Annotated in this window: 13 protein-coding genes; 8 read left to right on the top strand and 5 right to left on the bottom strand. The window is 64.7% G+C overall.

Annotation, left to right across the window (positions count from 1 at the left end; translation table 11 throughout):
- The first annotated feature begins 25 nt into the window (after positions 1–25).
- Complete coding sequence (locus ABJO18_RS08230; protein WP_348507534.1) at positions 26–424, top strand: winged helix-turn-helix transcriptional regulator; 399 nt, start codon at positions 26–28, stop codon at positions 422–424.
- 9 nt (positions 425–433) lie between these two features.
- Here ABJO18_RS08230 and ABJO18_RS08235 read toward each other — a convergent pair whose 3' ends face one another.
- The 4 genes from ABJO18_RS08235 to ubiG all read right to left on the bottom strand — a co-directional run bounded on the left by ABJO18_RS08235 (position 434) and on the right by ubiG (position 4,060).
- Complete coding sequence (locus ABJO18_RS08235; RefSeq protein WP_348507535.1) at positions 434–829, bottom strand: VOC family protein; 396 nt, start codon at positions 827–829, stop codon at positions 434–436.
- A gap of 84 nt (positions 830–913) precedes the next feature.
- Positions 914–1,126: a hypothetical protein gene (locus ABJO18_RS08240; protein WP_348507536.1), complete on the bottom strand. Its 213-nt coding sequence runs from the start codon at positions 1,124–1,126 to the stop codon at positions 914–916.
- A 192-nt stretch (positions 1,127–1,318) separates the two neighbouring features.
- Positions 1,319–3,109, bottom strand: coding sequence for a DUF3422 family protein (locus ABJO18_RS08245; RefSeq protein ID WP_348507537.1), 1,791 nt, complete (start codon positions 3,107–3,109; stop codon positions 1,319–1,321).
- A gap of 189 nt (positions 3,110–3,298) precedes the next feature.
- A complete protein-coding gene (gene ubiG, locus ABJO18_RS08250) occupies positions 3,299–4,060 on the bottom strand; it encodes a bifunctional 2-polyprenyl-6-hydroxyphenol methylase/3-demethylubiquinol 3-O-methyltransferase UbiG (protein WP_348507538.1) in 762 nt (253 codons plus the stop codon).
- Positions 4,061–4,281: 221 nt separating this feature from the next.
- Between ubiG and ABJO18_RS08255 the strand changes: the two genes are divergently transcribed.
- From ABJO18_RS08255 to ABJO18_RS08280, 6 genes are all read left to right on the top strand, one after another.
- Positions 4,282–5,499, top strand: coding sequence for an aspartate kinase (locus ABJO18_RS08255; RefSeq protein WP_348507539.1), 1,218 nt, complete (start codon positions 4,282–4,284; stop codon positions 5,497–5,499).
- 4 nt (positions 5,500–5,503) lie between these two features.
- Positions 5,504–7,798: a phosphoenolpyruvate--protein phosphotransferase gene (gene ptsP, locus ABJO18_RS08260; protein ID WP_348507540.1), complete on the top strand. Its 2,295-nt coding sequence runs from the start codon at positions 5,504–5,506 to the stop codon at positions 7,796–7,798.
- Positions 7,799–7,876: 78 nt separating this feature from the next.
- Positions 7,877–8,737 carry a RodZ domain-containing protein gene (locus ABJO18_RS08265; protein WP_348507541.1) on the top strand — a complete coding sequence of 287 codons (861 nt, stop codon included), beginning with the start codon at positions 7,877–7,879 and terminating at the stop codon, positions 8,735–8,737.
- Positions 8,738–8,837: 100 nt separating this feature from the next.
- A complete protein-coding gene (gene ispG, locus ABJO18_RS08270; protein ID WP_348507547.1) occupies positions 8,838–9,968 on the top strand; it encodes a flavodoxin-dependent (E)-4-hydroxy-3-methylbut-2-enyl-diphosphate synthase in 1,131 nt (376 codons plus the stop codon).
- Positions 9,969–10,088: 120 nt separating this feature from the next.
- Complete coding sequence (locus ABJO18_RS08275) at positions 10,089–10,439, top strand: ArsC/Spx/MgsR family protein (protein WP_348507542.1); 351 nt, start codon at positions 10,089–10,091, stop codon at positions 10,437–10,439.
- Positions 10,436–11,536 (top strand): beta-eliminating lyase-related protein, encoded by a 1,101-nt coding sequence (locus ABJO18_RS08280; RefSeq protein ID WP_348507543.1) that lies wholly within the window; start codon positions 10,436–10,438, stop codon positions 11,534–11,536. The genes ABJO18_RS08275 and ABJO18_RS08280 overlap by 4 nt, the downstream gene beginning before the upstream one ends.
- Here the strand turns inward: ABJO18_RS08280 and ABJO18_RS08285 are convergent.
- Complete coding sequence (locus tag ABJO18_RS08285) at positions 11,518–12,639, bottom strand: PDZ domain-containing protein (RefSeq protein ID WP_348507544.1); 1,122 nt, start codon at positions 12,637–12,639, stop codon at positions 11,518–11,520. The genes ABJO18_RS08280 and ABJO18_RS08285 overlap by 19 nt on opposite strands.
- A gap of 68 nt (positions 12,640–12,707) precedes the next feature.
- Between ABJO18_RS08285 and ABJO18_RS08290 the strand changes: the two genes are divergently transcribed.
- The gene (locus tag ABJO18_RS08290) at positions 12,708–13,289 is read left to right on the top strand and encodes a TIGR00730 family Rossman fold protein (RefSeq protein WP_348507545.1); all 582 of its coding nucleotides are present in this window, start codon (positions 12,708–12,710) and stop codon (positions 13,287–13,289) included.
- Positions 13,290–13,736 lie beyond the last annotated feature (447 nt).

The following is a 13,736-nucleotide window of genomic DNA, read 5'->3' on the forward strand; positions in this document are numbered from 1 at the left end:
AGGCAAGTGGAGCGACACTGGGGAAATGACAAGTACGCACGATAAAGTCTGGTACGCACCAAAAAGTAAGTTAGAGGCCTTCACGGCGGAGACGGCCGCCGAAGGCGTGGTCAACACGCTGCGCATCGTCGAGGGGCGATGGAAGCTGGTGATCCTCTTCCATCTCTTCGACGGCAAGGTGATGCGCTTTTCCGAACTGGAGCGCGCGATACCGGCCATCACGCAAAAGATGCTCACCCAGCAGCTGCGCCAGCTGGAAAGCGATGGCGTGGTGTTCCGGAAGGTCTATCCCGTGGTTCCGCCCCGGGTCGAATACCGCCTCACCGAGTGGGGCCAGGCGCTCTGCCCGGCACTGGATGCGCTTCTCAAATGGGCCGACCAGCGCGAGGCCCTGCAGCCGGACACGGCCTCGCAGACCGGCTGAGTGCCTGGCCTAGGACAGGCGCAGCTGCCAGGACACGCCGAACCGGTCGACAATCCAGGCGAATTTGCGGGCGAAGGGATAGGTGTCGAGCGGCATCAGGATTTGTCCGTCGGTGGACAGGGCCTCGAACAACCGGTCGAGTTCAGCCTCTGTCTCGCACTCGGCGAACAGCGATATCGCCGGTGTGAAGGAGAAGTCGTGTTTTGACGGCGAGTCGATGCAGTGATGCAGGCGGCCATTGAGGGTGAACGCGGCTTTCACGATGCTGCCCTCGGGACCGGGACCCTCCGGTCCGTAACGCTCGACGTCCAGTATCTGCGAGTTCTCGAACAACGAGGTATAGAGGGACATGGCGGCTTCGGCCTGACCCTCGAACATCAGAAATGGGGCAACGCTGGCGCTCATGACGAATTCCTTCGCGGCGTGGTCACCGTCGACATTCGGAATTCCCGAAACACGCGTCAACCGCCCGGCAGGGAGCCGGGCCGGTCAGAGCGAGACTTCGCCTTTCAGGATGCGGATGCCGGCGCCCTGGCCGTTCGACCAGGCGATCTCGCCCAGCACGGTCTGGCCGTTGACTTCCAGCTGCATGGCGCGCCCGGCCTCGCCGAGATTGGGACCGGCCACACCGATACCGGTTTCGGAGATGTCACGAATGACGATCTCGCCAGCCTTTTCCGACGAGGTGAAGCGCCCGGTCACGCCTTCAACGGGACGGCGGGCATAGCTGCGGCTGTCCGCGTCATGCAGGTCGGTGTCGAGTGCCTCGGCGAGCGAGTCGAGCAGGCGCAGGACTTCCTGGCTCGCCGTTTCCAGATCGGCAAGCCGCTCGAACGCCCGCTTGGATGCGCCACTTTTCCGTGTGTCTGGGCGACAATGCCAATCCCGGAAGAGCTAGTTCTTGATGAGGCTTATGAAAGCAGCTGCTAGCGCGAACACAGAGACCCAGAACATTCTGCGTGAAATAGCTGTGTTGAGGTTGCTCAGCCGGATGCTGGCCTCAAGCTGTGCAAGCTCCACCACTCTGTCGAGCCGGGTCCTGAGCGCCTCGGCGCGCTCGCCGAGTTTGCGGATATTGTCAAACTGGGCGTAGAGCTTGCGGGACACAAACATGTCGTAGGGCTCCCACCCTTCGATCCTGTGAATGTGGAGTGAGGGGAGTAGGCGTTTGAAATTGGAAGCATAAAGATCCGAGCGGGAGGCTCGCAGCAGCAGGCCACCTGGCAACAGCTCGGATGAGGTGGCATCCGTGAGCTCCCCATAGACCCGTTTTATCTCGCGCTCCGGCAGCGGCTTGGATGTTCGCGCCTCGGCTTCGAGGCGGGAAAGTTTCTGGTCGACCCAGTCCAGGCGCTGGATCACTTTCCACATGTGCTGCATGCCCCGCAAAGCCATCAGCCTGTTATTTGCAAGGTTGTGCAGGCGCAGGATCAGCCGGTCGAGCCGCGCCGAGATGCCATCCTGGGCTCGTCCTGCGTGCTCCTCGCAATAGAAAACACAAAAGCGGCTGATTGAATTGGAAAAGGCGGCGGCGTCTTCCACAACGGAGGCGTCCTCGGAGACGGGAAGGGGCGGGGCAAGGGCAGACGCATAAAGGGCGCGCCCGTTCAGGACAAGATTAGCGACAGTTCGCCGTCGCGCCAACGGATCCATGGAGGATTCGTTTTCAGAGAGGCCGCCGGGCCAATGCATCGCGTGTCTCAGCCCTTCATTGTCGCGCAGGCAGCGACCGGCACTCACCCGGTTCCAGCGGCGCGGCGAATTGGGACGTGTGTGCTCATCGACATGATGGGAAGGTGTATCGTGATCGGTGATGGCAGGCTCGCCTACAATGTCGGTTGGGACGAACCGGTCCTGATGCCCTTTCCATTCGAACTGGTGGATTTCGGCTTCCCGCCGTCCGTACGCGTTGGTCAGCCATATGCGTGGCAAAACTATTCCACGGAAATTCCCAAGAATCTGCCCCGGTATCCTGTTGGCTATTTCGCCCGGCGCGTTGCGGAATGCGATGCGCCAGGCTTCGTCATAGAGTTTGTCCCATTCGATGGCAGACCTGTTCCGGAAAGCCAGGCGATCTCCGGCCTCTGCGTCCTGCATCAAAGTGTTGGTGAACACCTCGGAGACCAGCTTGTCGACTTCCGGGTCGCGTCTGCTGAACGGGCGGCCGACATTAGTCGGGGGCTCGTCGACCGCGGGTGGTTCTGCATGGTCGCCCCGCAGACCGAGCAGGGGGTGCTGGATCGGCAGAAAAAAGCAGAATGTTACGAACTCACGATGATACTCGCACCGGAAAACGACCGCATGATTGAAGTTGGCCTTCTCGTGACTAATCACGTCCCGCTTGATGAAAGGCGCCCGCGCAGAATCGGCAGCTCTGGAGCCGAGTTCGATCACTCTGCTCGTGTTCTTAGTGATCGATTTTACGAAGATGTTGACCTCATCGATCCGGGCTTGCTGGTCAGCCTCGAATTTGGCGAATGCTGAATCCAGATTGTCCGGCGCATTCCGGTTGCGATCAGAATCGTAGTGCTGCGTCAATGACGTTACGATGTGCCATGTCAGGAAAGGTGGCTCGATCTGATCGGGATACCGCCTGTGTGCCTGCGTGTGCAGTTGGCGGTACTCCGATGCGAGTTCCATCCTTGGAAATGGGAAAGGCGCAGCCCCGCCGGTGTCGTCTCGCACGTGCTATCCCCCACAGCTTTGCCATCAAAGATGGTGGTGGCGAAAAAATGCTGAGTCAAGTTGTGCATAGGGTCGCCGCTGATACCTCCGAGCCGTATCAGGCCGGTGCGGTTTCGACGTTGTGCAAAGGTGCTGCGGGGCCAGGTGTGTGGAACGGCTGGCGCGGTACAGGAGCCTATGGGCGTGGTCTCAAGCCGCTTTCTGTGCGACCGCCATGTAATTGACTGCAATATCCTCACCCAGTGAAAACTGGTCGTTGAGCGGATTGTAGAGCACACCTACCGGTTCGCTCATTTGCATCCCGCCTTCGCGCAGTGCGGTGCGGATTTCGGCCGGTTTGACCAGTTTGGCAAAGCGGTGCGTGCCGCGCGGCAGCCAGCCCATGATCCACTCGGCCCCCACAATGGCCATGGCGAAGGCCTTGGGCGTGCGGTTGATCGTCGCGCAGATCATCAGCCCGCCGGGTTTCACCAGCCTGGTGCAGTCGACCAGGAAAGCGTGCGGGTCGGCGACATGCTCCATCACTTCCAGGTTAAGCACGACGTCGAAGGGTGGTTCGCCGGCCTCCAGCAATTGTTCGGCGACACCGTGCCGGTAGTCGATGTCCAGACCCTGTTCCTCGGCATGAACCGAGGCGGTCTTCACATTCGCTTCGGCCGCATCGACACCCGTCACCTGTGCGCCCAGCCGCGCCATGGGTTCGCAGACCAGCCCGCCGCCACAGCCGATATCGAGAATGCGCAGGCCTTCAAGGGGCGTCGCGCCGGACAGGCCGAAATGCTCGCAGATCGTGTCGCGGATAAAGCCCAAGCGTACGGGGTTGAACTTGTGCAGCGGCTTGAACTTGGAGTCCGGATCCCACCAGTCTGCCGCCATGCGCGAGAACTTCTCGACTTCCTCCGGATCGACCGAGGGGCGGGTGAGGGTGTCGGGCGCTGTCGCCGTTGCCATCCGTGTTTCTCCTTGCAGGCGAGCGTGCCCGCGATTGCGTTCGAGCGTTGCGTGCCCGGCCGTCTGCGCTTACCTAACCGCGAGCGCGACGACATGGGCGCCGGTCTTAATATGGCCTTGCCGATGCCGCTAATCGAGCCCGGTGCGACGTTATGGGCGCACCCGCCGGCAAGGAAAAGCGCGAGGGACAGGTTGAGGGACGGCTTCGGGATGGCGGGTGAATGACACGCGTCGTGGCAAAATTCGGCGGCACGTCGGTCGGGTCGATCGAGCGTATCCGGCATTCTGCCGGGCTCGTGGCCGAGGCCGTGCGCCGTGGCGAGAGCCTGGCCGTTGTCGTGTCGGCCATGGCCGGCGAGACCGACCGTATTCTCGGCCTGGCCGGCGCGTTCGGCGCAGGGCTTGGCGATGTCGAGACCGATGTCGCCCTGGCGGCCGGCGAACAGGTGTCCTCTGCACTGATGGCGCTCGCCCTGCGCGAGGCGGGGCTCGAAGCGCGCTCCTTCCAGGGCTGGCAATTGCCGGTGGTGACCGACGGTCCGCCGGGTGCGTCGCGGATTGCCGGCATGGATGTCTCCGTGCTGGAGGCGGCGATGCAGGCCGGGGTCATTCCCGTGCTCGCGGGTTTCCAGGGCATCACCTCGCAGGGCGAGATCCGCACGCTGGGGCGCGGCGGCACCGATCTGTCGGCGGCCGCGCTGGCAGCGGCGCTGGGCGCGCGGTGCGATATCTATACCGATGTCGATGGCGTCTACACAACCGATCCGCGTATCGAGCCGGCGGCGCGCCGCCTGGATGCGATCAGCCATGACGAGATGCTGGAACTGGCCGCTCAGGGCGCCAAGGTGCTGCAGACCCGTTCGGTCGAGTTCGCGAAATCGCGCGGCGTGCCGATGCGGGTCCTGTCCTCCTTCCTCGAAGCCGGCGAAAGCCGCGGCACGGATGTGGTCGAGACGCAGGACATCGCGGAACGCCGCATCGTGTCCGGCGTTGCCTATGCGCGGGACCAGGCGCGGATTGCGCTTCTGGGGGCGTCGAACCGGTCGGAGCTCGCCGCTCGCACATTTGCCATCCTCGCGGACGCGGAGATCGGGGTCGACATGATCGTCCAGGCGCACACCCGCACGCCGGGTCGTGTGAATATCGAGTTCTCCGTCGCCCACCGCGACCTGGCCCGCGCCCAGGCGGCGCTGGAGGCCGGGCTGCCGGGCGCCGATATCTCGTCGGAGACGGGGCTGGCAAAAGTCTCTATTGTGGGCGCGGGGCTGCGCCAGCGGGCCGATATCGCGCGCTCCCTGTTTGCAGTGCTGGGCGAGCAGGGGATCAGTGTCAGGGTGCTGGCGACCTCGGAAATCAAGATTTCCGCCCTTATCGACAATGACGCCGTCGAGCGCGCCGTGCGGGCGTTGCACACGGCCTACGGACTGGAGCGGGTATAGCCGCATGGACGATCTGAAGACCCCTCCCATGCGCGATCCGCGCCGCCTGCTCAAGCGCATGCGCGAGCTCATGGCGGTGCAGGAGAACGCCCAGGCGCGCCTGGACCACCTCACCGCCATGATCGCGGAAGAGGCGGGGTGGGATGTCTGTTCGATCTATCTGGCCCGCCAGTCTAATGCGCTGGAGCTGTGCGCCACCTTCGGCCTGAAGGCCGAGGCCGTGCACCATGTGCGCCTGCAGCCGGGCGAGGGCCTCGTGGGCCTGGTCGCACGCCGGGCCCGGCCGCTCTCGACCTCGAACGCCCGGGCGCACCCGGCCTTCTCCTACAAGCCGGAGACGGGCGAGGAGCCCTTCAACACTTTCGTCGGCGTGCCGATCCTGCGCGGTGGCCGCATGGTCGGGGTGCTGACCGCCCAGACCTCCCAGGAACGCCAGGTCGCGACCGACGAGATCGAGACGCTGCAGACCGTCGCCATGGTGCTCGCCGAGATCGTCGCTTCCGGCGATATCGTCGATTCCGAGGAAATGGCCGGGCTGGACGTGCGTCAGTCGCGGCCCGAACGCTTCCAGGGTGGCGCCTTCTCCGGCGGGATCGCGCGCGGCGTCGCCGTGCTGTTCGAACCGCATGTCGAGTCCGCCCGGCTGATTGCCGACGACCCGGCCCGTGAGGAAGAGCGGCTCGACACGGCCATCTCCTCGCTGCGGATCCAGATCGACGAGATGCTGGACAGCGGCCGCATCCCGTTCGGCGGGCCGACACGTGACGTGCTGCAGGCCTATCGCATGTTCGCCCATGACCGCGGCTGGCTGGAGCGCCTGCGCGAGGCGGTGCGGCGCGGCCTGACCGCCGAAGCGGCAGTCGAGCGCGTGCGGAACGAGAACCGGGCGCGGTTGATGAAGGCGGCGGATCCGACCTTCCGCGAGCGCCTGCACGATCTGGAAGACCTCGCCAACCGCCTGCTGCGCCACCTCAATGGCGGCGCCAAGTCGTCGGCGGAACTGCCGGATAATGCGATCATCATCGCGCGCAATATCGGTCCCGCCGAATTGCTGGAATTCGACCGCGAGAAACTCAAGGGCATCGCACTGGAAGAAGGCTCGGCCCAGTCGCATGCGGCCATCGTGGCCAAGGCTCTGGGGATCCCGCTTGTCGGCCGTCTGGAAGGTGCGCTCGACCAGACCGAGGACGGTGATCCGGTCATTCTGGACGGCGAGTTCGGCGTGCTGCACATCCGGCCGCAGGTCGATGTCACCGAAACCTATGACGCCCGCATCCAGACCCTTTCGGAACGCCGGCTGGCCTATGCCGAGCTGCGGGGGCCGGCGGTGTCGGCCGACGGCGTGCGGATCGGCCTGCACATGAATGCGGGCCTGCTGATCGAGCTGATGGCGCTGGACGAGACCGGTGCCGACGGTGTCGGCCTGTTCCGCACCGAATTCCAGTTCATGGTCGCCGAGACGCTGCCGCGCCTGTCGGCCCAGTCGGCGGTCTACAAGTCGGTACTGGATGCAGCAGGCGAGCGGCCGGTCGTGTTTCGCACGCTCGATCTGGGCGGCGACAAGGTCGCGCCCTTTGCGCCCTCGACCAAGGAACCCAATCCGGCGCTGGGCTGGCGGGCTATCCGCATGGGGCTCGATCGTCCCGGTCTGCTGCGCTACCAGCTGCGCTCACTGATCCTGGCCGCCGCCGGGCGGCCCCTGAAAGTCATGTTCCCGATGATCTCGGCGCCCTGGGAAGTGCGTGCCGCGCGCGACATGCTGGACCGCGAGCTGCGTCATGCCGAACGGGCCGGCTATGTCATGCCGTCAGACGTCAAGGTCGGCATCATGCTGGAGACGCCGGGCATGGCCTGGGCGCTCGAGCACGCGATCGACACGGTCGACTTCGTCGCCGTCGGCGCCAACGACCTGATGCAGTATTTCTTCGCGGCCGACCGGCAGAATTCGCGTGTCTCGGATCGGTACGATGTGCTCAGCCCGGCGGCCCTCGACCTTCTCAAACGGGTACGCGATATCTGCGCCGAACACGACACACCGGTGTCCGTATGCGGCGAAATTGCTTCCAAGCCGCTGGAGGCTGCGGTGCTGATAGGCCTTGGTTACCGAAGTCTTTCCATGGCTGCCCCGAACATCGGTCCCATCAAGAAACTCGTCTCCGGTCTCGACGTCGAAAAACTTGGCACCTGGCTTGCGAGCCGGCTTCAGAGCCCCGCGGACAGTCTGCGCCCGCTTCTCCTCCAGGCAGGGGAAGACGCCGGATTACCTCGCGAGGCTGTTGAAAACGGTCGAGGGATTTGATCTTATAGAGCGGGGTTAGGGCAAAGTTACCCTTAATTGCGTTCTTGGGTGACGATCGCTCCGGGGAGAGAGCGGTAGATGGCTATGATGGGTCAAGCATCGGGTGCGGACTTTGTTCCGGTAGATGCTGTCTATTCTGATGACAGTATCGGGTATGTCCAGTTGACGGCCGGCGACCGGCTGCGCGAAGCGCGGTCGAAGATGAACCTGTCGCTCAAACAGGCTGCCGAACGCACCCGGATCCGCGCCGACTATCTTGAAGCCCTGGAAAACATGGACCCGCGCGGCCTGCCGGCCCGGGCCTACGCCGTCGGCTATCTGCGCACCTATGCCAGCTTCCTGTCGCTCGAGCCCGCCGGGCTTGTCGAGCAGTTCAAGCGCGAGGTCGATACCGAGACCGGCCGGGCAGCGCCCAGTGCCGCGACCCCGACGCGCAAGCCGATCAAGCTGCCGCGCGGCCTGTTCGGTGTGGTCATCATCCTGGCCGCGCTGGCCGGTGTGGCCTGGTGGTATTCCCAGCAGGTCGGTACGGGCGGCATTCTGGGCAATCCGCCATCGCCGCCGGATGCCGCGCCGGAATGGGCACGCCCCGGTTTCGACGTGGCAGCCACGGCGCCCAGCCTTGACGATATCTGGACCGGACTTCCGCTGGGTAAGGCGGGTGCCGCTGCCGGGACCGTCGTGATGCGCGCCCTGTCGCCGACCTGGATCGAGGTCCAGGACGCGTCCGGCCGTATCCTGTTTGCCCGAGAACTCTCCGCTGGCGAGACCTATCAGGCGCTGGAGCCGGGTCTGACCGTGTCCGCAACGGATGCCGGTGCAATCCAGCTGGAGCACGAGGGCGAAATCGTCGGCACGCTCGGCGAGCTGGGTGCGCCGGTCGAGAACCTGCCGGTTCTGGCCCAGCTGCAGACCCAGGACGACGTACAGCCGCAGTAATCTGTCGCACCCCGGTCGAAACATCGCCACATAGACGCTATATGCGCACCTGACGGCCGTTGGACGGCCGCGAAGGGAGTGACGGATGTCGCAAGCCGGTATGGATCCCCGCAGCGTGAGACCGTGGCGCATGATCGAGCGCCGCAAGAGCCGCACCATCCGCGTGGGCGGACTGGAAGTGGGCGGCGACGCACCGATCACGGTCCAGACCATGACCAATACGCCGACGGCCGACGCGGCCGCGACGATCGACCAGATCCGCCGCTGCGAAGAGGCCGGCGCCGACCTGGTACGCGTTTCCTGTCCGGACGAGGATTCGACGGCGGCCTTCCGCACGATTGCCAAGGCGGCCAAGGTGCCGCTGATCGCGGACATCCATTTCCACTACAAGCGCGGCATTGAGGCCGCCGAGGCCGGGGCGGCCTGTCTGCGGATCAATCCGGGCAATATCGGTTCGATGGACCGGGTGAAGGATGTCGTCCAGGCGGCGCGCGATCACGGCTGCGCCATCCGCATCGGCGTCAATGCCGGCTCGCTGGAACGCCACCTGCTGGAGAAATACGGCGAGCCCTGTCCCGAGGCGATGGTGGAGAGCGCGCTGGATCATGCCCGCATCCTCGAAGACCTCGATTTCCGCGATTACAAGATTTCGGTGAAGGCCTCGGACGCCTTCCTCACCGTGGCGGCCTACCAGGCGCTGTCCGAAGCCACGGATGCGCCGCTGCACCTCGGTGTCACCGAGGCCGGCGGCCTGCGCACGGGCACGGTGAAATCTGCCATCGGCATCGGCTCGCTCTTGTGGGCCGGGATCGGCGACACGATCCGCGTCTCGTTGTCGGCCGAGCCGGAAGAGGAAGTGAAGGTCGGGTTCGACATTCTCAAATCGCTCGGCCTGCGCACCCGCGGCGTCAATATCATCGCCTGCCCGTCCTGCGCCCGGCAGGGGTTCGATGTTATCCGGACCGTGGAAAAACTCGAGCAGCGGCTGGCGCATATCTCCGAGCCGATCTCGCTGTCGATCATCGGCTGTGTGGTCAACGGTCCCGGCGAGGCATTGATGACCGATCTGGGTTTCACCGGCGGCGGGGCTGGCCGTGGCAAGATGTATGTGTCCGGCCGGCCGGACCATAATGTCTCCAATGAGGAGATGATCGATCACATCGTCGAGATGGTCGAGGCCCGCGCTGCGCAGATGCGCGCCGAGAGCGTGGCAGAGACCGCTGCGGAATAACAGGGCTGGACGGCCGGGTGTCGGCTGTGGCACGGGCTTTTTTCCGGACCACTGCCGGTTTAGTGAAATGCACGCATGGGGAGAGTCCGGATTCGCGGGTTCTCCGGTTGGGGGAAAATCATGCAGGTCAGGATCTACGGGCTGAAGAATTGCGATACTTGCCGCAAGGCGGTGAAGGAGCTGGAGGAGGCCGGCCGGGATCACGAATTTGTCGATATCCGCGACGAGCTCGACCGGGTGCGCAAAGTGCCGGCCTGGATTGATGCCGTGGGTGCCAAAAAGCTGGTGAACACCCGGTCCACGACCTGGCGGAATCTGTCGGCGGAAGACAAGCTGATTGCCGAGGATGACCCCGCCGGTCTCCTCATCACCTATCCCACGCTCATCAAGCGGCCCGTCATCGAAGCCGGTGACAGCGTCATCGTGGGCTGGAGCGGGGATACACTGGCCGGGCTCACGGCCCCGGAATGACTGCCGAATTGAGAGCCCGCTGCGATCTCGACCTCAGCTTTCCCTATCACACCGATGGCAGTCCGGCAGACCGGCTCGAACGTGTCGCCGCCTATATGCGCTCGGCAGGCCTGGGTGCGGAAGCCTATCTGACGGGTGAGAGCGTCGCCCGGCTGGAAGCACGCATGGCGAGCCTGTTCGGCAAGCCGGCGGCGGTCTGGTTTCCCTCCGGCACCATGGCCCAGGGTGTCGCGGCGCGCCTGCACTGCCAGGCCGCCGGCAATGCCCGTCTCGGCCTGCATCCGACCTCGCATCTCGCCCTGCACGAAGAAGACGGCCACATCCATCTGCACGGGCTGGAGCCGGTGAGCTGTGGCGCGTGGTCCCGCCCCTTGCGCGCGGACGACCTGCCGGAAGACGCCGGGTGTACCATCATCGAGCTGCCGCAGCGCCACAATGGCGGCGCGCTGCCGGACTGGGATATGCTGCAGGCAATCAAGGCGCGTGCCCGGGAAACCGGCCAGGCGCTGCACATGGACGGCGCACGGATCTGGTCTCTTCCGACAGCGTGGCCCGGGCATGATCTGCCCGAAATCTGCGACGGCTTCGCCTCGGTCTACGCCTCCTTCTACAAGGATCTCGGCGCTTCGGGCGGCGCCATCCTGGCCGGCGAGGCGGACTTCGTGGACGAGGCTCGCCTGTGGCTGGCGCGCATGGGCGGGCGTCTCGTCTCGGCCTGGCCGATGGTGCCCGATGCGCTGCGTGTACTCGATGTGCGGCTGCCGCAGATCCCGCTCTTCGTGGAACGGGCGCGCGGTATCGCGATGGGTGTCGGCGACCAGCCCGGACTGTCGATCACGCCCAATCCACCGCAGGTCAACATGATGCATGTCCGGCTGGACTGTGATGTCGCGACGGCCGAAGCCGCCCGCGATGCCGCGGCCGAGGCGACGGGCGTCTGGCTTGGCAACCGGTTCTGGCATTTCGAGCACGACCCGGTCCCCGCGCTGGAGATCTGCGTCGGCGAGCGGGCTTTCCAGGCCGATATCATGCGCATCGTCGAGGCGATCCGTGCCATGGGCGCCTATGTTGCCACAGCTCAGTCGACGAGCGGGTAGAGCGTCAGGCGCACATCCATCGCTTCGCCATTGCGCAACAGGCTGAGATCGAGTGTGTCGGGTGGCAGGTTGTCTATCGAACAATCCCGGTCGCGCATCGTGCGGCCGTTGAAATGGGTGATGAAATCGCCCGTCAGCACGCCGGCATCGAAGGCGGGGGAGTTGGCGATCACGGTGGCCACGCGCATGCCGTCGCCCTCCGGCACCAGGACCAGACCGTGTGTGATCAGCGGTTCGAAGGTGATGGGTGTTTCCGGATCATGCCGCACAACTCGGACGCGTTCATGACGCTGGTCGAAGGTCCACACGAAGTGCCGCATGGCCTGTCCGCCCAGAAGTTCCGTTTCGGGCGTGGACTCGATCACCGGCTGGATCAGCACATTCTCGCCGATCTGCGCGTTTCCGGCCAGGCGTGCGGCGGAGCGGCGCTCGATCTCCGCAAAGCGGACGGCTGCGCCGGTCGCGCGCGGCGGCGCGACGGTGTCATAGCGCTCCAGATTGCGCAGGACGATCGGGCTCAGCGCGGCGCCGCTGTCGATCAGCAAGCGTCGTGTGCGATCGGGAAAGCGCACGCGGATCCAGGGACGTAGGTCGGGACCGTTCGCATCGAACACCGTGACGCCGTCCGGGCGGGGCAGGGCCCCGCTCTCCACCCGCATCTCGCCCAGGCCGTAATCGAGCGTCAGCAGCACGTCCTCAAAGGCGTCATATTCGAGTATGCCGTCGATCTCGCGGCCCAGGGCAATCGAGAGGTGATCGAGCTCCCGGACCCCGGCTCTCAGACCGGTCAGGGCCAGCGGACCGGTGGTCACGCGCCCGAAATTCGCCCGCACGCCACTGTCCAGCCGCTGTCCGGAGACGCGCTCGACACTGTCCGGATCGACATAGCTGGCCGAAGCACCCGTGTCGTAGAGAAACCAGAGCGTCCGGTCTTCCGCCGCTTCGCCATCGCGTAGCTCCAGCGTGACAGGCAGGAAGAAATAGCCGCGGCACATCTGCGCGGGCAGGACGACCGGGTCGATTGTGCGGGCGGCGGCCGATGGTGGCGCGGCAAGCTTGCCTGCAACCAGCAGCACGACTATCAGAGCGAACATCCGTTTCATGCTTGTCCCCGTCACGTTTCTCGCAGGATACGGTAGCTGACCGGCATGCCAAGTTGATTGGAGTTCCGATGAAATCGATCTGTGTCTATTGCGGCTCCAATCCGGGCAAGGATCCGGTCTTTGTCGACACCGCACGCGCGGTTGGCCGGACGCTGGCCGAGCGCGGCATCGATGTCGTCTATGGCGGTGGACAGGTCGGATTGATGGGGGAACTGGCCGATGCCGCGCTGGACGCCGGTGGCCGCGTGATCGGCATCATTCCGGAATTCCTCGCCCTGAAGGAAATCGCGCATCTCGAGCTGACCGAGCTGCATGTCGTCCAGTCGATGCATGCGCGCAAGGCGATGATGGTGCAGATGTCCCAGGCCTTCATCGCCCTGCCGGGCGGTATCGGCACGATGGAGGAATTGTTCGAGGTGTGGACCTGGGCCCAGCTGGGCCACCACACCCACCCGGTCGGCCTGCTCAATGCCGCCGGTTATTACGACGATCTCATCAGCTTTCTTGACCGGATGACGGGGGAGCGTTTCCTGGCGGAAAACCACCGCCGCTCCCTGATGATTGCCGCCCGCATCGACACCCTGCTGGCCGCGTTCGAGACCTATCAGGCCCCGCCAGCCGATGTCCGCCTCAAGACCGGCCAGACCTGAGCCGCGCCGCTTTCTTCTCCTGTCTCTTCTCCCGCTTCCCCCGGCCTTGTGCCGGGGCCCGGTTGAGCCTCCTCCTGAAACGCCGCTGGGCCCCGGAATGAATCCGGGGAAAGCATCAGCGTATCTTTTTCTTCCCTCTCCCATTTTTCCCGGATGAAAGCCTGCGCAGGCAGGCTGCAGATCCGGGATCTACCGACCGGCGTGAAGCGTGAGCCGCGTCCAGTCGGTCCCGGACAGCGCTGCGCGCTTCCGGGAAAAATCGTGTGTTTGCAGATGAGGAAACACAAAACCCTCCACAGGCTTGCGCCCTGGAGCGATGAGAGGGGTGCGGGATGCACGGCGGACATCGCGTGTCCGATTTGAAGCTTTGGTGGTGATGCCCGAGGCATCCCGCACGCGGAGATTTACCCGGATCCCTTGCGGGACCGTCTCGAAACCTGCAGGCAC

It is taken from the genome of Maricaulis sp. (assembly GCF_039978735.1).
Taxonomy (GTDB): domain Bacteria; phylum Pseudomonadota; class Alphaproteobacteria; order Caulobacterales; family Maricaulaceae; genus Maricaulis.